The following is a 22,284-nucleotide window of genomic DNA, read 5'->3' as shown; positions in this document are numbered from 1 at the left end:
GGCAAGGATACTTGCCGACCTCTCGGATCGGGCGCACCGTGTACGGGTATCTGGCGACAAGGAGAGTGCGGCGTGCTGGAGACGGGCTTGGACATGACATACGACGTGGTGGTGGTCGGCGGCGGGGCCGCCGGGCTGGCCGGAGCATCGGCACTGGCCCGGGCCCGGCGCTCGGTGCTGGTGGTGGACGCCGGCGAGCCGCGCAACGCACCGGCCGACGGGGTGCACAACTACCTCGGCCGGGAGGGGACGCCGCCGGCCGAGCTGATGGCCGACGGGCGGGCCGAGCTGGCCCGGTACGGCGGCGAGGTCCGCACCGGCCGGGTCGGGTCGGTGCTGCGGGACGGCGGCGGGTTCCGGCTCGCCCTGGACGACGGGACCGAGCTGCGGTCCCGCCGGCTGCTGGTGGCGACCGGGCTGGTCGACGAGTTGCCCGAGCTGCCCGGGCTGGCGCAGCGGTGGGGTCGGGACGTGCTGCACTGCCCGTACTGCCACGGCTGGGAGGTGCGCGACCGGCGGATCGGCGTACTGGCCGGCGGGTCGACCGCGATGGCGGTGCACCAGGTGAACCTGTGGCGGCAGTGGAGCCCGCAGGTGGTGCTGCTGGCACACCGGAACCTGGCGCTGGAGCCGGCCGAGGCCGAACAGCTCGCGGCGCGCGGCATCCCGGTCGTCCTCGGCGAGGTGGCCGGGCTGGAGGTCGCCGACGACGCGCTGACCGGGGTACGCCTGGCCTCCGGCGAGGTCGTCGCGCTCGACGCGGTGGTGGTCGCGCCCCGGTTCACCGCCCGGGCCGGCGTGCTGGAGTCGCTCGGCGTCAAGCCGGTCGACGTGGAGATGGGCGGGCACGTCGTCGGCAGTCAGCTCCCGGCCGACCCGACCGGGCAGGTGGTACCCGGGGTCTGGGCGGCCGGCAACGCGGCGGACGTACGCGCCCAGGTGATCGCGGCGGCCGCCTCCGGCCTGCTCGCCGGGGCGGCGATAAACGCCGACCTGGTGGCCGAGGAGACCCGCACGGCCGTGGAGTCGTACCGGCACCAGGTGCGCGACGCGTTCGAGCAGGAGGGCTGGGAGGAGCGTTACGGCGCCAAGCCGGCTATCTGGAGCGGGCGCCCGAACGTGCAACTCGTCGCCGAGGCGGCCGGGCTGGCACCGGGCCGGGCCCTCGACGTCGGCAGCGGCGAGGGCGCCGACGCGATCTGGCTGGCCGAGCGGGGTTGGCAGGTCACCGGGGTCGACATCTCGACCACCGCGCTCCGCCGGGCCGCCGCGCACGCCGAGGCGGCCGGTGCACAGGTGGCGGGCCGGATCGAGTGGCTGCACGCGGACCTGCGGGAACGGCCATTGGACGAGGGCCGGTACGACCTGGTCTCCGCGCAGTACATGCACCTGCCCGGACAGGTGCGGCGGGAGCTGTTCGCCCGGCTGGCCGCCGCGGTCGCACCGGGTGGCACGCTGCTGCTGGTCGGCCACCACCCGTCGGACATGCACACCTCGGCGCACCGGATGCACTTCCCCGACATGATGTTCACCGCCGAGGAGGTCGCCGCCGCCCTCGACCCGGCCGAGTGGACGGTGCAGGCCGTCGAGACCCGGCCCCGACGGCGGGTGGACCCCGAAGGGAACGAGGTCAACATCTCCGACGCCGTCATGGTGGCCCGCCGCCGGTAGTCGACCGTCCGGGCCGGTCGGCGTCCTACCCGGCCCGGACGGCCTGGTCCGGTCCGCCCTGGTCTGCGCCGGCTCGGACTGCGCCGCCCTGGTCTGCGCCGGCTCGGCCGGCCGGGGTCAGCAGTCGGGCCAGCTCCGCGGCCGGCTGGACCGCCGACACCGGCGGGGCGTCGCCGACCACCACCGACGGCACCCCACGTACCCCGTGCCGGGCCGCCCGCCGCCGGTCGGCCCGGACCGTCTCGGCGTACCCGTCGCCGGCCAGTACCCCGGCCAGCTCGGCGGCAGGCAGGCCGCTGGCGACGCCGACACGCTCCAGCAGCCGCCGGTCCGCGAGATCGGCACCCTCGGTGTGGTACGCCCGCAGCAGCGCCTCCAGCGTCGGTTCGGCCCGCCCCCGGGCGGCGGCGAACTGGAGCAGCCGGTGCGCGTCGAAGGTGTTGACCGGCCGGGCCCGGTGCAGGTCGAGGGGGAGGCCGTCGGCGGCGCCGAGCGCCTGGATCCGGGCCACCCGGGCCGGTGCGTCCGCTCCCCACCAGCGGGTCATCGCCTCGGCCGCGACCTCGCCGGGGGTGCGGGACGAACGTGGGTCGAGTTCCAGCGAACGCCAGACGATCGTCGGCCGATCCCGCTCGGGGAGCAGTGCCAGCGCGGCGGTCAGCCGGCGCAGGCCGATGTAGCACCACGGGCAGACGATGTCGACGTACACCTGAGCGGTGTTCGGGTTGCCGGTCATACCGGCGGCTCTCCGGGACCCACCTCGCGGGCCAGCCGGTAGTGCGGGGCGCCGGTCATCCGCGGTTCGGCCGTGCCGGTGAGGCCGGCCAGCGCGGACGCGATCGCGGCCAGCCTGCCGTCGGTGTCGGAGGTCGACTCGAAGGCGCGGTAGTCCGCCTCGGTGGCCCAGTGCACGAGGTTGTAGACCCGGGTGCCGTCCAGACTGACGAGGAACCGGGCGGAGACGTACCCGGGATGGAACCGCACCCAGCGGTCCTGGATCTCGGCGAAGGCCGCCACCAGTTCCTCCTGGGTGGCCGGCCCGTCCACCGTGTAATCGATTATCGAATAGAAGTCCGGCCCTGCCGGTGGTGTCGTCGTCACCGGCGTAGCATCTGAACTCAAGTTCGCTTGAGGGCAAGAGTTGTTCGCCTCGGGTGAGCGGGGTCACCCGGCGGCGCCGCTCCGCGACCACCTCACCGCGGACCCGGCGCCGATGTGCGGACCTCGTGGCCGGCGCACCGGCACCCGCGCTAGCCGCGCCACTCCTCGGCGAGCAGCCCGTAGACCACGGTGTCCGTCCACTCGCCCTTCGTCCAGTGGTCGCGGCGCAGGAATCCCTCCCTGACCATGCCCACCCGCTCGCAGAGCCGGGTCGACGCCTTGTTCCGGCCGTCGACCTGGGCGATGACCCGGTGCATGCCGCACGGTCCGAACGCCGTGTCGATGAGGGCCCGTACCGCCTCGGTGGCGAATCCGCGCCCCCACACCGTGGGGTGGAACGCCCAGCCCATCTCGCCCCGGGACAGGGTCTCGTCGGCGGGCCACAGCACGACGTCCCCGATGACCTCGCCCTCGTACTCGGCGACCAGCGCCAACCGGGAGTCCCGGGCGGTGATCCCCGTACCGGGTATCCGCCTGTCGATCATCGTCGCCGCGAACTCGGCCGACCACGGCTGCCACGGGATGTAGCGGGCCACGACGGGATCGCCGTAGTAGGAGACCAGGGCGTCCACGTCGTCGATCCGGTGTTGGCGCAGACACAGTCGCTCGGTCCGGATGGGCAGTGTCAGCTCGGAAATGGGGCACCTCGTCAGGCTCCGCTCGGTCGGTGGCCGAGCATGTGCACGGTCCGACAGGCCGTGCGGGGTTAACGGACGACATCGCGGGGACAGGGAGTGTGGCTGCCCCTGCCTGCCACCCGGAGCAGCCGGGGGACGTGCGATGTACCATATGGTACACCCCCGGCGTCCGGCTCCGGCGCGGCCGGCGGGCACCGGCAGAAGAGCCAGGCGGAGGAGGTACGGGTGGACGACGAATCGGAACTGACGGCCCTGGAGAAGGACGGGTGGCGCGCGTTGGCCTCGGATCCGCCGAGCGCCACCCGGTTCTACGACGAGGTCCTCGACGACCAGGTCCGGATGCTGTTGCCCGGCGGCATGATCCTGGACGAACGACGGGCGATCGTCGAGTCGATGGGGGGCACGCCCTGGGCCAGTTACCGGATCGACCAGGAGCGCGTGCTGCGTCCCGTCCCCGACACCGCCGTGGTCACCTACCGGGTGGTCGCCAGCCGCCCCGACTCGCCCGCCTACGAGGCCCTGATCTGCAGCACCTACGTTCGTCGCGGGTCCGGTTGGAAGATGGTCTTCCATCAACAGACCCCGGTCTGAAACAGTCCCGGACCGCCATCTCCGGGGCCGACGAGCCCTGCCCGCAGGCAGCGCCAATGCCGGACAGGCCGTCGAACCACGGCCGGGACCTTCGGCTGGACTACGTACCATACGGTGCGTGACGGAGGGCCGGAGCTCGTCGACAGCTCGGGAAGAGTTGTTGCAGGCGTTGATCGAGCATCTCGCCGACCATGGCGTGCGGGACCAGAGCCTGCGGACGCTGGCGATGGCGGTGGGTACCAGCCATCGAATGCTCCTCTACCACTTCGGCTCCCGTGCGGGACTGCTCGCCGCCGTCGTCGACGCGGTGGAACGGCGACAGCGACGGGTGCTCGAACGCCTCGTGGGGACCTCCCGGGGCACCCCCCGGGAGGTGGCGCTGGAGTTCTGGTCACTCCTCAGGGAACCCGCACTCCGCTACGGTCCGCTGTTCTTCGAGCTGTCGGCACACGCAATGCAGGAACAGCCGCACGCGGTCGTGCTCCGCGACGCGCTCGTCGAACCGTGGCTCACCCGGCTGACCGAGTTGATGACCAGAGCCGGACACCGGCCAGCGGCGGCGCGGGTGCGGGCCCGTCTCGGCCTCGCCGTCGCCCGCGGCCTGCTCTACGACGTCCTGCTCACCGGTGACACGGCAAGCGCCGACGCCGCGATGACGTTCTTCGTCGACCTGGTCGATCCGGAGGCGCCGGATCGGGTGCCCGGGTCACCGGTGTGAGCCGGAGTGGCTACCGGACAGCCGTTCCGCCGTCGCCGGCCGGCCGGCGACGACGACCGGGACCTGCGCCGCGGCGAGTAGCTGTGTCGGACCGGACCGGCCGGACCGGGCGTCCACGAACCGGGCCACGGCCGTCGCCAGCAGATCCGCGTCACCGGAACGACCGACCAGAGCGGCGGTGTGGATCACCATCCGGATCGCCGGGTACTCCGTCTCCAGCCAGCTGCCCGGATCGACCTGCCAGCCCCGGCGGTCGGCGCACACCCCCGGTCGGCAGGCGTCGGGGTGCAACAGGCGCAGCCAGTGGGCGGTGACCAGTGCGACGAGTACGCCCGCGGCTCCCGGCGGCGCCTCCGCCTCGGCCCGCTCCCGGGCGTAGAGACGGAGCAGCGGTGGCAGCCAGTACCGGATCTGCCCGGTGGGCTCGTAGCGGACCACCTCCGCCAACTGGAGGTCGACGAGCTGCTCGACGAGTTGCTCGCTGCGCCGGGACGGAAGCTTCAGCGCCCCGGCGACGGTGGCCGGGGTGAACTCGGCGATCCGGAGCAGACCCAGACTCTGGAAGAGGACCCGGGCCGACGGGCTGAGTTGGCGGTAGCTCGGTTCCAGCCGGGTACGTAGGTCGTCCTCGTCGGTGTGCAACTCGTCGAGGCGTCTGCGTTCGTCGGCGAGCCGGCTGGCGAACAGGTGCAGGGGCCAGCGGGGGCGACGGGCCAGCCGGTCCGCGACGACGCGCAGGGCGACCGGAAGGCCCTCGCAGTGCCGCGCGATGCTGCGCGCGGCAGCCGGCTGCGCCGCCATCCGCTCCGCACCGATGACGGCGGCCAGCAGTCGACGCGACTCGTCGTCGTCGAGGGGACCCAGCTCGATGAGCCGGGCGCCGGCGATCCCGGTGAGCCGGCGGCGCGAGGTGACGATGACCACCGAGGCCGGGCCGGCTGGCAGGAGCGGACGCACCTGGTGTTCGTCGTGCGCGTCGTCCAGAACCACGACCATCCGCCGCCGGGCGGTCAGGTTCCGGTAACGCATGACGGCCTCGGCGAAGGTTTGCGGCAGTGCGGTCACCGGGACGCCCAGGTCCCGAAGGAAACTGTTGATGACGATGTGTGGCCGGGCGGGCGTGCTGGTGTTCCCGTCCAGTTTCGCGTAGAGCTGACCGTCCGGGTACCCAGGCGAGATCGACTGTGCCACCTGCGCGGCGAAGGCCGACTTGCCGACCCCCGCCCGGCCGGTGACCACCCGCACGGTGCGTCGCTCCGGAGCGGTCGACAGGTCGCCGGTCAGCGCACGGATCTCCCGTTCGCGGCCGGTGAAGTCATCCGGTACCGGCGGGAGTTGGTGCGGCGTGACGCCTCGCCGGGGATCGCCGCCCGTGGCCGACCCGGGAGCGGGTGCCCAGCCGTCCACGTCACGGGCAGGGACTGGCGTCACCTCCTGTAACACCGCCTGGTGCACCGCCTGCAGCCAGGGCCCCGGCTCCAGCCCGAGCTCCTCGACGAGCGCGTCCCGGCCTCTCCGGTAGACATCGAGCGCCTCCGAACGGCGTCCCAGCGCGGCCAGCGCTGTCATCAGCTGGCCCCGGAACCGTTCCCGGAACGGGTACCGCACTACCAGGTCGGTCAGCTCCGCGGTGACCTCGTCCCACGCGTTCAGGGCCATGTCCGCGGCGATCCGGTCCTCCAGCCCGGCCAGCCTGAGCTCCTCCAGGCGCGCGGCTTCGCCGGCCAACCAGCCCGATCCGATCCCCTCCAGTGCCGGTCCCCGCCACTGGCTGAGCGCGGACCGTAGGATCTGGGCCGCCTCGTTCCACCGGCCGTCGGTCATCGCCTGGCGTCCCGTCGCCACTCGGCGGAGAAACTCGTCCCGGTCCAGCGTCCCGTCGACCCGGATCAGGTAGCCGGGAGCCCGGGTCTGGATCACGCCCTGGGCGTCGACGGCCACGAGGGCGTTACGCAGCGTCGAGACGTAGGTGTGCAGCAGGGGCCGCGCGCGACGGGGTGTGTCGGAGCCCCAGACCGCGTCGGCCAGCGAGGCGACGGCCACCACCCGGCCGTGGTTCAACAGCAACGCGGCCAGCAGTCGCCTCGGCTTGCTGCCGCCGAGGGCAGCGGCACCTCCGGCACCGACGGCCTCGATCGGCCCGAGGACGCGATATTCCACCCCAACTCCCATCGAGATCCGGACTACTGCCGCGAAGCCGGGTGCGCCGCGGCTGCCCACGGATGGCCGCCGGCCTGAACCTGCCGGCGGGTCCTCGACGGGGATGCCGCGACAGGAAGCGGCCGTGGCCGGCTGCCGACCGCCGCGTCTGCCGGACCGTCCGACACCCCCGGCACACAAACCGAACGTGTGCCCGCCGGCGGGCGGCGGTCCCGCTGATCGATCTGTACCATCTGGTACATGCTCGCACAGGGGGTCGGGAGCACGGTGCTGGGTCGGCGCGGCAGTCCCGCGGGTGCCTCGTCGTCGTCCGTCCGGCAGAGGTCAGGGGCCGAACACCAGGATGCGGGCGCCGCTTTCCGTCCCTGGCCGGTGACTGGAGCCGGGGCGGTAGTGGAGGTACGAACCGGCCGGGTAACGCCGGCCCCCGTCGATCAGTTCTCCGCTGGCGACGTAGATGTTCTCGTCGCTGGTGTGGTGGTCCGTCTCCGGCCACACCGAGCCGGGAAGGAAGTCGAAGACCCGGGCGCCGCCCGGTAGGGCGCGACGGACGATGCCCGGGGCGACTTCGGTGGTGTCCATGTCGTCGACGAGGACGGACACGAGAAGATCAACATGCTCGGTCATGCCCCCTTTCTAGTGCCCCCGACGGACCTTTCGAAGTGGCAGAACTGTCATCTCTGGATAAGATCGCGCCATGTCGCTCCACCGGGTGGTCGCGTTCGTGCATCCGCCGCAGGCGGTGTTCGAACTCGCCTCCGCCGCCGAGGTCTTCGGACTGTCCCGTCCCGGCCTGCCGGCCCGGTACGAGTTCCGGGTCTGCTCCCTGACCGCAGGTCCGATCCGCACGCTGGACGGATACGACATCCTGGTCACCGACGGCATAGCGGCACTGGAACGGGCGGAGACGATAGTCCTGCCGGGCTGGCAGGCCGGCGCGGTGCCGGCGGCACTCAGCGCGGCGCTGCTGGCGGCGCACAGCCGGGGGGTGCGCGTGATCGCCATCTGTGCCGGCGCCTTCGTCCTCGCCGAGCTGGGCCTGCTCGCGGGGCGTGCCGCGACGACGCACTGGCGTCTCGCGGACGAGTTCCGGCGACGCTTCCCCGACGTGCGGTTCGAGCCGAACGTGCTCTACGTCGACCACGGCGACGTCGCGACCAGCGCGGGTACGGCGGCCGGCATCGACCTGTGCCTACAGGTGGTCCGCCGGGACCACGGCGCGGCGTACGCGGCGAAGATCGCCCGGCAGATGGTCATGCCCCCGCGCAGGGAGGGCGGCCAGGCGCAGTACCAGGCGTCGGACCGGACCAGGGTCGAGGGGAGGTTGGCCCCGGTGCTCGACTGGGCCGTCCGGCACCTCGACCGGCGACTCACCGTGGACGACCTGGCGTGCCGGGCCCACCTGTCCCAGCGAACCTTCGTCCGCAGGTTCGCCGCGGAGGTCGGCGTCAGCCCGGGGCAGTGGCTGCTCACCCAGCGCTTCGACGCGGCCCGTCAACTGCTGGAGGAGAGCGACCTGACGGTGGACGCGGTCGCCGTCCGGGTAGGGCTCTCCTCCGCGTTCAACCTCCGGCGGCACTTCCTCGCCCGGCTGGGCACCACACCCGCCGCCTACCGGCGTACCTTCGGCCGTTCCGGACAGTGAACGGCACTTCGCGGTCCGGCTGACCGCAACCGCGGGCTGCGCCCGGTGCGGGAACGCCGCGGCGGTTCAGGTGGCCGAACCCGCACTGCTGACGTCCGACCGGCCCCAGCGGCCGGGCACGCCGAGCAGGCTCACCGGCGCCATTCCGTCCGGAAGCGCCGGATCGACGGAGAGCCGGTCCCCGTCCGGCTCCAGACCGAGTACGACCCGCAACAGCAGCAGGGGAGCGCCCGCCGACCACGCCTGCGGGCTGCACGCGGTGGGGTAGAGCACGGGGACCTCGGTGAGGTCGCGTTCGTATCCGGCGAAGGCCTCCGGAAGCCGTCCCTGGAAGCACTCGGCCGCGTCGAGAATGGCCTTGGCGACGAGGCCGGCTTCCGTCCGGAAGCCGTAGCGCCACAGCCCCCAGGCGATGAACGAGTTGTCGAACGGCCACACGGTGCCGACGTGGTACCCGACGGGGTTGTACCGGCGGTCCCCGGTCGCCAGGGTACGGACGCCCCAGCCGGAGAAGAGCCGGGAGCCGAGGAGGTGTCCGGCGATCGTGGCCGCCCGGGTCTCCTCGACGATCCCGCTCCACAGCAGGTGCCCGATGTTCGACGTCAGCGAGTCGACCCGCTCTCCACCGGAATCCAGGGCTACGGCGTAGAACCGCCCGTCCTGGACCCAGAAGTCGTCGTTGAACCGCCGCTTGAGCGCGGACGCGTCCCGCTCGAGTCGATCCGCGAACTCCGGGTCCTGCCAGATTTCCCGGGCCAGCCGCGCCGCCCGGACCCGGGCATCGTGGGCGTAACCCTGCAGTTCGCAGGTTGCGCGCGGAAAACGCGGCAGCCGGCCGTCGCGGTAGGAGATGCCGTCCCAGGAATCCTTCCAGCACTGGTTGTCCAGGCCGGTCGACTCGTTGCGTCGCTGGTACCAGGTGTATCCGTTACCGAGCAGGTCGCCGTAACTGTCGAGCCAGGCGAGTGCTGCCCGGGCCTCCGGTTCGAGGGTTTTCACCAGCGCGTCGTCCCCGCTCCACCGGTGGTACTCGTCGAGCAGTACGACGAAGAGCGCCGTGGCGTCGGCGGTACCGTAGTACGGCGAGTGCGGCTGCTCCTCGAACGCCGCCGTCTCACCCCGGCGGATCTCGTGCATGATCTTCCCCGGCTCCTCCTCCCGGAAGTCGTCCAGTTTTCCCCCCTGCAAGCTGGCGAGGGAGCGCAGCGTCGTCGCGGCCAGCTCCGGAACGAACGGCAGGGTCTGCAGGCTGGTGAGGATGCTGTCCCGCCCGAAGAGCGTCATGAACCAGGGCAGCCCGGCCGCGGGCAGGCTGACCTCCTGGCGCGACAGCGGCGGGAAACGCAGCGCGGCCAGGTCGACGAGGCTCCGCCGGTAGGTTCGGCGGAGTTCCTCACTCTCGGTGCGCAGTTCGGGGGCGTTCGTCAACCACTCGTCGAGGTCGCGCCGCAGCACATGTTCGGACCGGGGCGGGGCGTTGAGGCGGCTGCGGAGGTCCCGGCCGTCCGGACCCAGTGCTCTCGCCCGCACCCGGAGTTCGGTGGACCACGCCCCGCCGGGTTCGATCCGCACCGGGAAGGTCAGGCCGGCGGCGTCGATCTGCGGCTGCCCGCTGGGCACGATGTGCGTCTCGCGGCGGAACGTGCTCCGGCGGTAGCCGAGGTGCAGCGCCCCGTCGACGCACCTGCGGTAGTACTCGCCCTTCTTCTGCTGGACGTCCTTGATCTCGAACAGGTCGGCGAAGTCACTGTCGGCCTCGACCCGGAGCACCAGGTCGACCGGCTCGGTCTGGTGGTTGAGTACGGTGATCTGTTCCGTCAGTTCCTCGGCGATCCGCTGGCGGCGGATCACCGACAGCTTGGCGTCCACGTAGTGGGTCGGTGCACCGGGGACGAGGAAGAACCTCGCCTCGAAGTAGCTGTGCTCGTCCACCGACAGGGCGGTCAGGCGCTCGCCGTCGATCGTCAGCTGCCAGCTCGACAGGTGACGGGTGTCGAGGGCGAACATCCCGGTGGGCATGGCCGGAGTGGCGTCGATGTCACCTCGGCCGTCGCTGACCATGAAGGTCTGCCCGTCGAGGATGCGCACCAGGCCGTCATTCACGCGCGGCCGCCTTCTGCGCGACGAACACCCGCGGGTCGCGGGCGTCGGGCGGCCCCGGCAGGCTGCGTTCGAAGAGCCGGAGCAGCGCCAGGTCGCCCTCCACCGTCAGGTCGCCGCGCAACCGGGCCGTCAACGGGTTGGCTTCGCCGGTCACGATCCGCTCGAACAACTCGCCGGTCGTGCGTACGACGCAGGTGGCGGGACCGGCCGACCGGGTGACGTCGATCCGGCCCCCCTCGATGACGAGCAGCCAGTGGTCGGGGGAGTGGCCGTCGAGGTCGAATCGGAGCCTGCCCGTGACCCGGCGCAGCATCGGCTCGTGTGCGGTCTCGCCGAGCCTGGCGAAGAACGCCTCGATCCGGTCCATCACCACCGTCCGTCCTCGTCCTGCCCGGCCGCCGGGTGGCGGCCGGTGCCCCGCAGGGTCACCCGGCGGTGGTCACCCCTGCGGTGACAGCGTCGCCCCGGCCGTCGTCACCGCACCTCACCCGGACCGGGTGATTTTGGCCGGTCCGGTGCTGACCAGCGGCCCACCGCCGGCCCACCGCCGGCCTGCCGAGCGGGGAATTCCCGGTGACGCCGACGACTGTCTCTAAAAAGTCTCAAAATCTGCTGGAGGCGGGCTGTCTTGTGTTCACCGCCTGTCAACTCGCCCTATTTATAGTTGTTTCACGTCACCGGTTGGCCGGGTACGAACTGACCGTCGGTAAGTGGCTCCTGCTACTCTCGGGCCAGATCACGAGTGGCGAGGGAGGCCCGGCAGATGCAGATCACAGGTACGGAGATCACCTTCCGGTCCGCGGGAGTGACCTGCGCGGGCCGCCTCTACCGGCGCCCGGACGGCCCGACGCCGATGCCGGGCGTCGTGCTGGTGCACGGCGTCAGCGGGGTGATGGACCGGCTCGACGTCCAGGCGGCCGGGCTGGCCTCGTACGGCATGGCCGCCCTCGTCTTCGACTACCGCGGATTCGGCCGCAGCGCCGGCGAGCCGCGACAGGTGTTGGACCTGCCGGCCCAACGGGCGGACCTCCGGGCAGCAGTGGACTGGCTGCGAGCCCACGACGACGTCGATCCAGGCCGGGTGGCACTGTGGGGCAACTCGCTCGGCGGCGCGTACGCGATATCGGAGGCGGCCGACGACCCTGCCATCGCGGCCGTCGTCAGTCAGATCCCCTTCAACGGCTTCCCACGCCGGGTCGAGGGGCGGTCGACAGGTGACTCGCTCCGGCTGCTCGGCGCGATCCTCGAGGACGTGTTGCGGGGGCGCCTCGGACGCCGACCCGCGTACATCCCGATGATCGGCAGGCCCGGCCAGGTCGCCGTGGTGGCCACCGGGGACGCCCGACGGCACCTCCGCACACTGACCGGTCAGGCCGACATCGGCGATGCCGGCCAGCGGGTCGGGACGTGGCGAAACGAGATCGCCCCGCGAGGGCTGCTGCAGATGATGAGGTATCGGCCGGAGGAGGACGCGGCCCGGCTCCGCGTACCACTGCTGGTGTGCGTGGCCGCCGACGACCGGGAGGCGCCGCCGGAGGCCGGCGTGCGACTCGCCGAACGCGCGCCGTACGGTCAGGTGCTCCGTTATCCGGGGCGGCACTTCGACTTCTACGCCGATCCGGACACCCAGCGCCGGGTCGCCGCCGACCAGGGCATGTTCCTGCGTACCCAGCTGGCGTCGAAGTCCGACGCCGGCTGAGTACCGCGGGCCTGGGGCGGCAACCGGAGAACCTGCCCTTTCTCGGCGCTTTCCCACAGTCGAGGACAGCGCAACGCCGAATCGACGCGGCACCGGCCAGGGTGCCGCTGGCCGGTGCCGCGTCACGCCCTCGGAGCGGGCCGACGCGGACCCGGACGAGGCCGGCGCCTCCGCTCCGACCCCACCGCGGGTCCGCGACGGGAAGCGGGTATCGGCACCGCCTGCCGTGGTAATCCGTGTCCGAGGGACCGGGCCCGCCCTCGCCGACGCGGACGGGCCCGGTCGACCGGCCGGACTGCCGAGGAGGTCTGCCGTGCGAATCCACCACCTCAACTGCGGAACCCTGCGTCCGCCGAGCAGACGACTCGTCAACGGCACCGGTGGGCTGGGCGAGCCGGCGACCCAGGTCTGCCACTGCCTGCTCGTGGAGACCGGGCAGGACCTCGTCCTGGTCGACTCGGGGATCGGCTTGGCCGACATCCGCGACCCCTCGGTTTCGCCCGGTGACCGCTTCGTCCGGCGCGCCCGCCCGGTGCTCGACCCCGACGAGACGGCCGTCCGTCGCATCGCCGCCCTGGGGTTCGACCCCCACGACGTTCGGCACATCCTGGTCACTCATCTCGATCCGGATCATGCCGGCGGCGTCGCGGACTTTCCCTGGGCGACCGTGCATCTGCTGGCGAGGGAGCACCAGGCGGGGCTGCGGCCCACCAGCCGGGCGGAACGGCGCCGTTACCGCACCGGCCGGCTGCGCACCCACCAGCACTGGCAGGTCTACCCCGACCCCACCGGAACGGGCTGGTTCGACCTGCCGGCCGTCCGGGACCTCGTCGGGCTCCCCCCGGAGATCGTGCTGGTGCCACTGCCCGGTCACACGCACGGTCATTGCGGCGTCGCCGTCCAGCACGGCACCGGCTGGGTACTGCACGCCGGTGACGCGTACTTCGACCGCCGCGAGCTGGCGCCGGGGTACTCCCGACCGCCACTCGGAATCCTCCTCACCGGAGCTCTCACCCAGGCGGACCGGAGACTTCGGCTGGACAGCCGACGCCAGCTCCGCGATCTCCACGCCACCAGGTCCGCCGAGGTCGACATGTTCTGCGCACACGATCCGGTCGACTGGCAGCGCTTCGTCGGGACGACGAGCCCGGCACCCGACCGCTGATCCCGGCCCGGTCCGAAGCGTGCGTCCGCGACGGCGGTGCGCAGGTGGTGGGGTGGCCCGGCCCGGGAGGATATGGGGACGCAGCCGGGCCACCTGCTCAGGGTGTCTGCTGAGGGGTGTCCCACGACAGACGTGTGTATTACGGCGATGGGGTCGGAAACTATGATTCACCTCCCTTCTCTATCAACGCTTCGACCGACCTTGAAAGAACTTTGCAGCAATATTGGAGGGGCTGCCTTGACCTTAGTTGCGCTGCTGTGCGCCAATAATGTCGGCGCGGCAGGAGCGTGCGAATCGGAAAGTCATCTCCGGTCGAAATCCGATCGTCAACGGAAGGCGACGCGCCGCCGCACGCCCGAGTGGCCGGCGATCCAGATATTTGGCCCCGGATGTTTCGACGGAGAGAGAGTTTGGCGTGAAAATTCGTACCGAGGCTCTGGTTGACGCCGGGCCAGATGTGCTGTGGAAAGTGATGTCGAACCCCACGCAGTGGCCGTCGTTGACCGATTCGATCACCGCGGTGGAGATGTCCGACGAATCGTTGCGGATCGGTACGCAGGTGCGGATCGAGCAGCCGCGCCTGCGGCCGATGGTGTGGACCGTGACGGAGCTGACGCCGGGTTCCTCGTTCGGCTGGACGGCCAGCGCGGGTGGCGTGACCACCGTGGGCACCCATGCGATCACCCCGGTCGGTTCCGGGGAGACCAGCCGACTCGTGCTCGGGCTGGAGCAGACCGGCGTGTTGGCGCCGTTGATCGGCTTGCTGGCCGGCGGGCGAATCCGTCGGTACGTCGAGTTGGAGACCGCCGGGCTGAAGGCCGGGGCGGAGGCCATGGCAGGTTCCGCCGAGCTGCCCCGCCGGCATCGCGATCCGAGTTCCAGGCTGGGGCGGCTCGACGACAACAAGCGGTCGTCCGACCTGTTGTAGCGCGGCCGGCGCCGGTCGCCGTCGGCGCCACCGCCGGTTGAACCGCCGGAACCGGTCCGCGAGCACCTCCTGGTCGCGGACCGGTTCCGGCAGCACGGGACGGGCCCGTCCCCGAGCCAGGTGTCAAGCGCGGTGAACGAAGTCCCGGACCAGGGCGGCGAACTCCGCGGGCCGCTCGAAGAGGACCACGTGGCCGGAGTCGATCTCGCGGTACTGGCTGCCGGAGATGGCGGCATGCAGTTCCCGGGCATGACCGACAGGCACGGTCGCGTCGCGGGTGCAGCCGATGACCAGCGTCTCGGCCCTGATCGCGGTGAGCAGCGGCCGGATGTCCGCGGTCAGGTTCACGTCGATCTGGCGGAGTGCCCCGGTCGTCGGGCGGCTGCTCTGGCAGATGGCGTCCACCTGCTGCTGTCCCATCGCCGCGAGGAACGGCGGCGAGAAGGCGGCCAGGGTGCCGAACCGCCCGAAGGCGACCGGATCCAGCCGCCCGAGGTCGTACCAGGTCCGCATGAAGGTGGCCAGATAGGGATCGTCAGGTCGGGTCCATCCGGCGGTCAGGACGAGGCGCCGTACCAGCTCGGGCCGGGTGGCCGCGACGACCGCGGCGACGACCGCGCCGAGCGAGAAGCCCACGAGGTCGACGGGGGTACCCGGGCAGACCTCGTCGACCACGGCCGCCACCTGCTCGGCGAGCATGCGTTCGGTGAGCCGCCCGCCGGAGTCGGTGGTGGCGCCGGCGCCGGAGAAGTCGGGGCGGATCACGGTGCGTCCCGGGAACTCCTCGACCAGGTGCCCCCAGGTGCCGGCGGAGTCGAAGGCGGTGCCGTGGACGAGGACCAGCGGAGGGCCCTCACCCTCCACCGTGTAGGCGATCCTGGCGTTCTCGAGGGTGACGAAGGGCATGATCATCCTTTCAGTGCGGACTGTGCGTCGTCCGGAGGCCGGACCGACGCGGTGCTGGCTGAGATTTCTGCTGGTCGGCGCAGCCCGGCAGGCAGGAGCAGCGTCGCCACGACGCCGAGGGCGATCACCAGGATCGCGGTACGGACGCCGTCGGTCGTCGCCTCGACCGGGGCCTGCGCGCCGAGTCGCCCGGATCCGCCGTTCGCCACGGCGACCAGCACCGCGAGGCCCAGAGCGCTGCCGACCTGCTGTCCGGTCGAGACCATGCCTGAGGCGACCCCCTGGTCCGCCCCGGCGACACCCGCTCCGGCGGCGGCGAACATGACCGGATAGATGACACCCTGGCCCGCTCCGAGTAGGACCAGGCCGGGCACCAGAGCGGGATAGCTCGTCTGCGTCCCGATGGTCATCGCGAGCAGCGCCGCACCGCAGGCACCCACGGCCAGCGCGGCCGTGAGGACGGTACGCGCACCGAATCGGGTCAGCAGCCACCCACCGGAGAGCGAACCGACGAACATGACGGCCACCGGCAGCCCGAAGGCGAGGCCGGTCCGCAGCGCGCCGTACTCCCGGACCTCCTGGAAGTAGACCGTGAGGAAGTAGAGCGAGGTACCGAACGTCGCCATGAACGCGGTGGTGAGGGCCAACCCGACGGTCAGGTTGCGGTGCGAGAGCATCCGCGGCGGCAGAAGCGGATCGCGGGTGCGCCGCTCGACGAGTACGAACCCAGCGAGCAGCGCGACCGTGACCGTCGCGAGCAGCACGATCGGCGGACTGGTCCAGCCGATCTCCGCGCCCTGCACGATGCTGAACACCAGCAGTGTCACACCGGCGGTGCCGAGTACCGCGCCGGGCAGGTCGAAGGAACGCCGGACCCGTATCGCGGGGTCTGGCGGGATCAGCGTGGCGGCGCCGAGCAGGCCGATCGCGGCCAGCGGGACGTTGACCAGGAAGACCCACTGCCAGCCCAGCGTCTCGGTAAGTACCCCGCCGAGCAGCGAGCCGAGGATCAGACCGGCCCCGCCCGCGCCGGCCCAGACGCCGAACGCCTGGTTGCGCTGCCGGCCGGCGGGGAACCCGGTGCTCACCAGTGCCAGGGTCGCCGGGTAGAGCAGCGCCCCGCCGACACCCTGCACGGCCCGCGCCGCGACCAGCACCGCAGCCGTGCCGGCGAGGGCGCCGGCCACCGACGAGACCGCGTACAGCGTCAGGCCGGCGACGAACAGGCGACGACGCCCGAGTACGTCGGATGCCCGGCCGCCGAAGAGCAGGAACCCGCCGAAGGCCACCGCGTAGGCGCTGACGACCCACTGCAGGTCGGTCGCCGCGAAACCCAGGTCGTTGCCGATGGCCGGAAGAGCCACGTAGACGATGTTGTAATCCACCGAGGTGATGAGCTGGGACAGCGCCAGAAGTGCCAGGAACAGGCGCGGGCGGGAGGGTGGCTGGGCCACCGGCGGCGCAGCCCGCTCGGTCCGCTGTCGTGGTCCGCCGTGGCCCGGGCCGACGGATCGGCCGTTTTCGCCGTGCGGTTGAGGTTGCCGGAAGCTCAATTCTGACGATCCTCTCGATCCTTGACGGGCTGCCCCGGTGCCGTGCCAAAGATCCGTCGTTCCGGTAGCCGCAACAACGCCGAAGATCGGAACGTACGATAAGCCAGGCTTATCGAAGGGCTGCGGATGGACGAACGGGACATGGACGTCTTCCTGACGCTCGCCCGGGAACTGCATTTCGGGCGGACCGCACGGCAATTGCATCTCTCGCAGGCGAGCGTCAGCCAGACCATCCAGAAGTTGGAGCGGCGGATCGGCGCGGCGTTGTTCGACCGGTCCAGCCGGCGGGTGGCCCTGACGCCGATCGGCCGGCGGCTGCGGGAGGATCTCGAGCCGGCGCGGCAGCGGATCCGGGAGGCCCTGGCACGGGCCACGACGGCGGCGCGGGGTGCCGCCGGAGTGCTCCGCCTCGGCTTCGAGGCACCCTCGCTCGCCGATCTCGTCGCCGCGACCCTCGAAGAGTTCCAGCGCCGGTATCCGGACATCGACCTCGAGATCCGGGAGGTGGACTTCCGTGATCCGCTGCGGATGCTCGTGGACGACGAGGTCGACCTTCTGTTCACCCTCTTCCCGGTCGACGGACCCGACCTGCGCGGCGGCCCGGTGGTCTACCGGGAGCCGATGGTTCTCGCGGTCAACGCCGGGCACCCACTCGCCGGCCGCGAACGCGTGACGTTGGACGACCTCGCCGAGGCGCCGGTGTTGCGGGCGTCACGCCCGCCACCCGGCTACTGGGTCGACGCGGGGCCGTGGCTCACCCCGGCAGGCCGCCAGGTACGCCGGGGACCGTGCCTCGGGACCTTCCAGGAGTTGATGCTCGCCGTCTCCCGCGGCGTCGGGCACGTACCCCTCGCGGCCCATGCCGCCCGTTACTTCGCCCGGCCTCAGGTGGTGTTCGTGCCGTTCGTCGGCGCGCTCGACGCGGAATGGGGGGTGGTGTCCCGGACGTCCCGGGACACCGAACGGATCCGGGCGTTCATCGCCGTCGCCGAGGAACTCGGCCGACGGGGCTGACCGCTGCCGCCCCGGCCCGACGGCGACGCCGATGCCCGAGCGGCGATGCCCGAGCGCCGTGCCCGAGCGGCGATGCCCGAGCGCCGTGCCCGAGCGGCGATACCCGGACGCCCGGGGCACCCCTACGCCCCGGATGGGCCGGGGTGGCGGCCTCCTCGGCGGGCGGCGGTACCGGCGAGGTCAGGCCGCCGTGCCGTCCGGCTTTGTCGAGCCGAGACCGCTCAACTTGTCGGGATTCCGGACCATGAGGATCTGGTCGACCCGATCGCCGGCGAGCACCAGGTGCACGGAGACGGCGACGCCGGAGTCCGCCCAGCCGACCAGCGCCGGCTGGCCGTTCGCCTCGACCATCCGCATCCGGATCCCGAGACCCCGGCCCGTGGCGAGCGCCACCAGCAGATGGGCCACCTTCTCGGGCCCCACCACCGGTTGCCGGGCGGCCCCGACCCGGCCGCCGCCGTCGGCGAGCAGGGTGGCCCCCGCGCTCATCGCCTCGATCAGCTCGTTGACGTTGCCGCTGGAACAGGCCCGCAGGAAGCGCCGGGTCACCTCGGCATGCCGCCGACGATCGGTCTCGAAGCGCGAGCGGCGGGCGCGGACGTCCGCCCGTGCCCGGTTGGCCATCTGGCGCACGCTCGGCTCGGAACCGCCGAGATATTCGGCGATCTCCCGGTACGAGTACCCGAACACCTCGCGAAGCACGAAGACGGCGCGTTGGGTCGGGGTCAGCGTTTCCAGTACGACGAGCAGCGCCATCGACACCTCGTCCGCGCGCTCGACGTACTGTGCCGCGTCCGGCCCCGTGGCGACCGGCTCGGGCAACCAGGGGCCGACGTACGTCTCACGGCGTGCCAGACTGTCCCGGAGCCGGTTGAGCGCCAGCCGGCTGGCCATCCGGGTCAGGTAGGCCCGTGGATCCCGCACGTCGTCCACGGGCGCGTTCGACCATCTGATCCAGGCGTCCTGGGCGACTTCCTCGGCATCGGTCAGGGTGCCGAGGATGCCGTAGGCGATCGCCAGGATCCTGCGGCGATTCTCGACGAACGCCCGGGTGGCGCTCTCGTCGACGCCGTCGTCGGCTCCGGTCACTGCTGGTCCGCCTCCGGTTGTCAGGACATGCGGCCATGGCTCGCACCAATTCTCCGGTACGCGCCTTGAAACCACCTTCAAGACGCCTCGAACCGGGTGCCGGAGTGTGTTTCCGGCAGTGGTGATGTCACAATCCGCCCCCCGGCGGGTGTCCTTCTTCCGCAGGGTACGACAACCGTGAGGAGTACAGATGCGCTACCCGACGGAGAGCCACCCCCCGCACGGGGCAGGCTTCCCGACCGTGCGGGGGGGACGACCGCGATGAGACTGCCGGATCCGGTGTGGCCGGTCGTCGCGCTGGCCCTGGTCCAGATCGTCGACGCGCTCTTCTGCGTGCGGCCGGTCGCCTTCGTGCGCCGTTGCCTGACAAACGTCGGGTTTCCCCGCCGGTACTGGCGGCTGTTGACGCCGTTGAAGCTCGCCGCCGCCGCCGGCCTGCTCCTCGGCATCGTCGTGCCATACCTGGGGCTGGTCACCTCGGCTGCCCTGGTGGGCTATTTCGGGGTCGCCATCACCATGCACATCCGGCGACGCGATTTCGGCCGGGACCTGTTCCTGAACGCCACCGGGATGCTGCTGATCTGTGTCGCGGTCACCTGGTGGTCGTTCCTGCGGTGAACCCGACGTTGCCCGCAGCAGGCGTCCGCCGCCCCCGCACCGGCTGCACCGGGCGTCCGCCGCCGACGGCGTCAGCCGGTCCGGGCGGTGTCAGTCCGGTCCGGGCAGCGTCGGGCGGGGCGGCACCGGCGTGGAGACGATGATCGCGCTGGTGGTGGTGCCGTGCAGGAGGAACTCGTCGAGTACGACCGCCAGGTCCTCGACGTCGGGCACGTGCACGCGCAGGAGGAAGCAGTCCTCGCCGGTGACCCGGTGGCACTCGCTCACCTCGGGCCGGCGTCGGGCGAGTGCCACCACCCGGTCGAGTTGGCCCGGACCGGGCCGCACCCGCACCCAGGCGGAGACCGGAAGCCCGACGGCGGCGGGATCGATGTCCACCCGGTAGCCCCGGATCACCCCCGACTCCTCGAGCTGCCGGAGGCGGTCCCGGACGGTCGGCGTCGAGACGCCGAGGGTACGCGCCAGCGCGGTCACCGAACTGCGCGGATCGATCGTCAGTTCGGCGAGCAGCCGCAGGCTGAGTGGATCCAGATCGCGTTTTCCGCTTCGGAGGAAGTCTGGCCTCCCAGGCTTCTCTTTGGTCACCAGGATCGTCCCTCGGTTCGCAGTACGTCATGGATTCGCCACACAGGTCTCTCGATAATAGGCCGGTGTCCACCACCGCCCCGGCGTCGGCCGGCAGTTCGGTCCCGCCGGCCGAGCGGGCGGGCCCGGCCGATCGGGTCCCGGCCGCCGCCTACTTCGCCACCAGCGCGCTGTTCCACAATCTCGGGCCGGCCTTCGCGGTGCTCCTCTTCGCCCGGCTCGACGTACTCGGTGTCGCGTGGCTGCGGATCGCCGCCGCCGCGCTGGTGTTCGCGGTCTGGGCCCGGCCGTGGCGGGTGTTCGCCGCGTCGAGTTGGCCGCAGCGGCGCCTGCTGGTCGCCCTGGGCGCGGTGCTCGGGCTGATGAACAGCAGCTTCTATCTCGCCCTGGAGCGGCTGCCCCTGGCCACCGTCAGCGCCGTCGAGTTCCTGGGCCCGGTGCTGCTGGCCGCCGTCGGGGTCCGCACCCGGCGCAACCTGCTGGCCTTCCTGACCGCCTTCGGGGGCGTGGCCCTGCTCGCCGACGCCCGGCTCGTCGACGAACCTCTCGGCTTCGTGTTCGCGGGCCTGAACTGCGTACTGTTCCTGCTCTACGTCGTCCTCGGGCACCGGGTGGCCGGGGCCGGCGGCACGACGGGCATCCACCGGCTGGGTGCCGCGATGCTCGTCGCGGTCGTCCTGGTCAGCCCGTTCGGGTTCGACCAGGTCGCGGCGGGACTCGACGAGCCGCTGCTGGTCGTCGCCGGGCTCGGGGTCGGCGTCTGCTCGTCGGTGATCCCGTACGTGTGCGACCAGTTGGCGATGGCCCGACTCTCCCGAGCCACCTTCGCGCTGATGCTCACGCTCCTGCCGGCCACGGCCACGGTCGTCGGCATAGTCGTTCTGGGGCAGATCCCGACGGCGATCGAAGCCCTCGGGGTGGCCCTGGTCGTTACCGGAGTAGCGGTGCACCGACAGGAACGGCGAGTCCCCGGGCGGCCGACGCCGCCGGCTGCTCGCCCGCGGCTCGTCCGCCGGCCGGAACCGATGTCACGTTCCGAGGGTGCCGATGGGTCCTACCTACATGACAGAGGACCAGATGCCACGCCATGAACCGCAACCCGGCTCGACCCGGACCACCGCCCCGGCACGCTGGCCCGCCACCCGTCTGGTCGAGCCCTCCACCGCCGGCTTCGTCTTCGTGGGGATCGCCTCAGGGCGATGGCGGCTCCCCGTCGCCCTGCCGAACGCCCGACGACGACAGCTGCTGACCCGGGTCGAGGAGGTCGCCACTGCGCTGCGTGGCCGATCGGCCGTCCTCCGGGCCGACATCTTCCGCGGCCTGGTACGTCCGCCGGGCACCCGCTCCCTGCCCGGACAGCGGGTACCGGCCGCCGAGTACGACGTCGTCCTCCTCATCGAGGCGAAATCCGTCGCCGCCGCGACCGAACTCCTCTCCGATACGCCCCTGCGGGAGCTGGTCGAAACGGCGCGGCGCCGCCATGGCAACGTCCTGGCCTTCGCCGCCTCGAATGTGCGGCGGATCGGTCCCGTGGATCACGAGCGTCAGGGTGTCTTCCTCTTCAACTACTTCGCCGCCGACCAGGTGACCGAGAACCTGGCCGCCTGGCAGTACACGGCCGGGTGGTTCCAGGCGGAGACGGGGCTGGACAACTCGACGGTCCTCGCGCCCGTCGACGGCAGCGCGGACGGGTTCACCCTGGTCAACCACTGTCGCTGGTCCCGGCTGACGGAGGTGCTGCCGTCGTTGGTCCTCAAGCCCAGCTTCCGGAGCTACGTCCTGGCCACCTTCGCACGTCACCGGACCGCACCCCATCCCGTCCTCTACCGTCTCCACCGCTCCTGACCGTCCCGGCGGCGGGATGGCGCCCACCCGCGGCGTACAACTGCGGAGGGATCGGTTGAACATCCGACCGCCTCCGCCGCCGCGCCCGACAACGGCGCGGCGCGGGCGGTCGCAAGCTGCCCCGACGCCCTCTTTCCGGGGACATGACGGCCCGGGTGGGGACACCGCGCGACGCATTGATCCATTGCGTTCTCT

General features: G+C 71.8%; 22 protein-coding genes. 11 read left to right on the top strand and 11 right to left on the bottom strand.

The genetic code is table 11. The annotated features are described in order from the left end of the window. Window positions 1-72: 72 nt before the first annotated feature. Window positions 73-1,671 (top strand): FAD-dependent oxidoreductase, encoded by a 1,599-nt coding sequence (locus tag ACN28A_RS02215; RefSeq protein ID WP_421391763.1) that lies wholly within the window; start codon window positions 73-75, stop codon window positions 1,669-1,671. Window positions 1,672-1,696: 25 nt separating this feature from the next. Here ACN28A_RS02215 and ACN28A_RS02210 read toward each other — a convergent pair whose 3' ends face one another. From ACN28A_RS02210 to ACN28A_RS02200, 3 genes are all read right to left on the bottom strand, one after another. After that, the gene (locus ACN28A_RS02210; RefSeq protein ID WP_421391760.1) at window positions 1,697-2,407 is read right to left on the bottom strand and encodes a DsbA family oxidoreductase; all 711 of its coding nucleotides are present in this window, start codon (window positions 2,405-2,407) and stop codon (window positions 1,697-1,699) included. Next, window positions 2,404-2,772 (bottom strand): antibiotic biosynthesis monooxygenase, encoded by a 369-nt coding sequence (locus ACN28A_RS02205; protein WP_421391757.1) that lies wholly within the window; start codon window positions 2,770-2,772, stop codon window positions 2,404-2,406. The genes ACN28A_RS02210 and ACN28A_RS02205 overlap by 4 nt, the downstream gene beginning before the upstream one ends. Before the next feature lie 149 nt (window positions 2,773-2,921). Beyond that, window positions 2,922-3,665, bottom strand: a complete 744-nt coding sequence (locus tag ACN28A_RS02200) for a GNAT family N-acetyltransferase (RefSeq protein WP_421391755.1) — start codon at window positions 3,663-3,665, stop codon at window positions 2,922-2,924. 30 nt (window positions 3,666-3,695) lie between these two features. Between ACN28A_RS02200 and ACN28A_RS02195 the strand changes: the two genes are divergently transcribed. After that, a complete protein-coding gene (locus ACN28A_RS02195; protein WP_421391752.1) occupies window positions 3,696-4,061 on the top strand; it encodes a nuclear transport factor 2 family protein in 366 nt (121 codons plus the stop codon). Between the two features lie 118 nt (window positions 4,062-4,179). Then, window positions 4,180-4,779: a TetR/AcrR family transcriptional regulator gene (locus ACN28A_RS02190; protein WP_421391750.1), complete on the top strand. Its 600-nt coding sequence runs from the start codon at window positions 4,180-4,182 to the stop codon at window positions 4,777-4,779. Here ACN28A_RS02190 and ACN28A_RS02185 read toward each other — a convergent pair. Both ACN28A_RS02185 and ACN28A_RS02180 read right to left on the bottom strand, forming a co-directional pair. After that, window positions 4,768-6,939 (bottom strand): BTAD domain-containing putative transcriptional regulator, encoded by a 2,172-nt coding sequence (locus tag ACN28A_RS02185; protein ID WP_421391747.1) that lies wholly within the window; start codon window positions 6,937-6,939, stop codon window positions 4,768-4,770. The two genes, ACN28A_RS02190 and ACN28A_RS02185, sit on opposite strands and share 12 nt — an antisense overlap. Window positions 6,940-7,263: 324 nt before the next feature. Continuing rightward, window positions 7,264-7,566, bottom strand: coding sequence for a cupin domain-containing protein (locus tag ACN28A_RS02180; RefSeq protein WP_421391744.1), 303 nt, complete (start codon window positions 7,564-7,566; stop codon window positions 7,264-7,266). A gap of 70 nt (window positions 7,567-7,636) precedes the next feature. Between ACN28A_RS02180 and ACN28A_RS02175 the strand changes: the two genes are divergently transcribed. Next, window positions 7,637-8,584: a helix-turn-helix domain-containing protein gene (locus tag ACN28A_RS02175; protein ID WP_421391742.1), complete on the top strand. Its 948-nt coding sequence runs from the start codon at window positions 7,637-7,639 to the stop codon at window positions 8,582-8,584. 66 nt (window positions 8,585-8,650) lie between these two features. Here the strand turns inward: ACN28A_RS02175 and ACN28A_RS02170 are convergent, their stop codons facing one another. Together ACN28A_RS02170 and ACN28A_RS02165 are read right to left on the bottom strand one after the other, a co-directional pair. Then, the gene (locus ACN28A_RS02170; RefSeq protein WP_421391740.1) at window positions 8,651-10,687 is read right to left on the bottom strand and encodes a glycogen debranching N-terminal domain-containing protein; all 2,037 of its coding nucleotides are present in this window, start codon (window positions 10,685-10,687) and stop codon (window positions 8,651-8,653) included. Then, window positions 10,680-11,054: an SCP2 sterol-binding domain-containing protein gene (locus tag ACN28A_RS02165; protein ID WP_421404078.1), complete on the bottom strand. Its 375-nt coding sequence runs from the start codon at window positions 11,052-11,054 to the stop codon at window positions 10,680-10,682. The genes ACN28A_RS02170 and ACN28A_RS02165 overlap by 8 nt, the downstream gene beginning before the upstream one ends. Before the next feature lie 396 nt (window positions 11,055-11,450). Between ACN28A_RS02165 and ACN28A_RS02160 the strand changes: the two genes are divergently transcribed. The 3 genes from ACN28A_RS02160 (at window position 11,451) to ACN28A_RS02150 (ending at window position 14,479) form a co-directional block, all read left to right on the top strand. Then, window positions 11,451-12,386 carry an alpha/beta hydrolase gene (locus tag ACN28A_RS02160; RefSeq protein WP_421391737.1) on the top strand — a complete coding sequence of 312 codons (936 nt, stop codon included), beginning with the start codon at window positions 11,451-11,453 and terminating at the stop codon, window positions 12,384-12,386. A gap of 313 nt (window positions 12,387-12,699) precedes the next feature. Next, a complete protein-coding gene (locus tag ACN28A_RS02155) occupies window positions 12,700-13,551 on the top strand; it encodes an MBL fold metallo-hydrolase (RefSeq protein WP_421391735.1) in 852 nt (283 codons plus the stop codon). Between the two features lie 415 nt (window positions 13,552-13,966). After that, window positions 13,967-14,479: an SRPBCC family protein gene (locus tag ACN28A_RS02150; protein ID WP_421391732.1), complete on the top strand. Its 513-nt coding sequence runs from the start codon at window positions 13,967-13,969 to the stop codon at window positions 14,477-14,479. Between the two features lie 123 nt (window positions 14,480-14,602). Here ACN28A_RS02150 and ACN28A_RS02145 read toward each other — a convergent pair whose 3' ends face one another. Next, window positions 14,603-15,385: an alpha/beta fold hydrolase gene (locus ACN28A_RS02145; protein ID WP_421391729.1), complete on the bottom strand. Its 783-nt coding sequence runs from the start codon at window positions 15,383-15,385 to the stop codon at window positions 14,603-14,605. Window positions 15,386-15,387: 2 nt separating this feature from the next. Further along, window positions 15,388-16,839 carry an MFS transporter gene (locus tag ACN28A_RS02140; RefSeq protein ID WP_421391726.1) on the bottom strand — a complete coding sequence of 484 codons (1,452 nt, stop codon included), beginning with the start codon at window positions 16,837-16,839 and terminating at the stop codon, window positions 15,388-15,390. A 225-nt stretch (window positions 16,840-17,064) separates the two neighbouring features. Here ACN28A_RS02140 and ACN28A_RS02135 point away from each other — a divergent pair, with 225 nt between their 5' ends. After that, window positions 17,065-17,952, top strand: a complete 888-nt coding sequence (locus ACN28A_RS02135; RefSeq protein ID WP_421391724.1) for a LysR family transcriptional regulator — start codon at window positions 17,065-17,067, stop codon at window positions 17,950-17,952. A gap of 180 nt (window positions 17,953-18,132) precedes the next feature. Here ACN28A_RS02135 and sigJ read toward each other — a convergent pair whose 3' ends face one another. Beyond that, window positions 18,133-19,041 carry an RNA polymerase sigma factor SigJ gene (sigJ, locus tag ACN28A_RS02130; RefSeq protein WP_421391722.1) on the bottom strand — a complete coding sequence of 303 codons (909 nt, stop codon included), beginning with the start codon at window positions 19,039-19,041 and terminating at the stop codon, window positions 18,133-18,135. Window positions 19,042-19,302: 261 nt separating this feature from the next. Here sigJ and ACN28A_RS02125 point away from each other — a divergent pair, with 261 nt between their 5' ends. Further along, a complete protein-coding gene (locus ACN28A_RS02125; protein ID WP_421391719.1) occupies window positions 19,303-19,659 on the top strand; it encodes a DoxX family protein in 357 nt (118 codons plus the stop codon). Window positions 19,660-19,749: 90 nt separating this feature from the next. Here the strand turns inward: ACN28A_RS02125 and ACN28A_RS02120 are convergent, their stop codons facing one another. Continuing rightward, a complete protein-coding gene (locus tag ACN28A_RS02120) occupies window positions 19,750-20,244 on the bottom strand; it encodes an Lrp/AsnC family transcriptional regulator (RefSeq protein WP_421391718.1) in 495 nt (164 codons plus the stop codon). A 29-nt stretch (window positions 20,245-20,273) separates the two neighbouring features. Between ACN28A_RS02120 and ACN28A_RS02115 the strand changes: the two genes are divergently transcribed. Further along, window positions 20,274-21,335 carry an EamA family transporter gene (locus tag ACN28A_RS02115; protein ID WP_421391716.1) on the top strand — a complete coding sequence of 354 codons (1,062 nt, stop codon included), beginning with the start codon at window positions 20,274-20,276 and terminating at the stop codon, window positions 21,333-21,335. Next, entirely contained in the window at window positions 21,322-22,089 is a 768-nt protein-coding gene (locus tag ACN28A_RS02110) for a hypothetical protein (protein ID WP_421391715.1), read from the top strand. The genes ACN28A_RS02115 and ACN28A_RS02110 overlap by 14 nt, the downstream gene beginning before the upstream one ends. The last annotated feature ends 195 nt before the right edge of the window (window positions 22,090-22,284 follow it).

Source organism: Plantactinospora sp. WMMB782 (genome assembly GCF_049179135.1).
Classification (GTDB): domain Bacteria; phylum Actinomycetota; class Actinomycetes; order Mycobacteriales; family Micromonosporaceae; genus Plantactinospora.
This window is presented reverse-complemented; position numbering and strand designations above follow the sequence as displayed.

Coding starts and splice junctions, on each gene's coding strand:
- ACN28A_RS02160 (WP_421391737.1), top strand. CDS start 11,451: ATGCAGATCACAGGTACGGAGATCACCTTCCGGTCCGCGGGAGTGACC.
- ACN28A_RS02145 (WP_421391729.1), bottom strand. CDS start 15,385: ATGCCCTTCGTCACCCTCGAGAACGCCAGGATCGCCTACACGGTGGAG.
- ACN28A_RS02175 (WP_421391742.1), top strand. CDS start 7,637: ATGTCGCTCCACCGGGTGGTCGCGTTCGTGCATCCGCCGCAGGCGGTG.
- ACN28A_RS02115 (WP_421391716.1), top strand. CDS start 20,274: ATGGATTCGCCACACAGGTCTCTCGATAATAGGCCGGTGTCCACCACC.
- ACN28A_RS02180 (WP_421391744.1), bottom strand. CDS start 7,566: ATGACCGAGCATGTTGATCTTCTCGTGTCCGTCCTCGTCGACGACATG.
- ACN28A_RS02110 (WP_421391715.1), top strand. CDS start 21,322: ATGCCACGCCATGAACCGCAACCCGGCTCGACCCGGACCACCGCCCCG.
- ACN28A_RS02135 (WP_421391724.1), top strand. CDS start 17,065: ATGGACGAACGGGACATGGACGTCTTCCTGACGCTCGCCCGGGAACTG.
- ACN28A_RS02165 (WP_421404078.1), bottom strand. CDS start 11,054: ATGGACCGGATCGAGGCGTTCTTCGCCAGGCTCGGCGAGACCGCACAC.
- ACN28A_RS02125 (WP_421391719.1), top strand. CDS start 19,303: ATGAGACTGCCGGATCCGGTGTGGCCGGTCGTCGCGCTGGCCCTGGTC.
- ACN28A_RS02210 (WP_421391760.1), bottom strand. CDS start 2,407: ATGACCGGCAACCCGAACACCGCTCAGGTGTACGTCGACATCGTCTGC.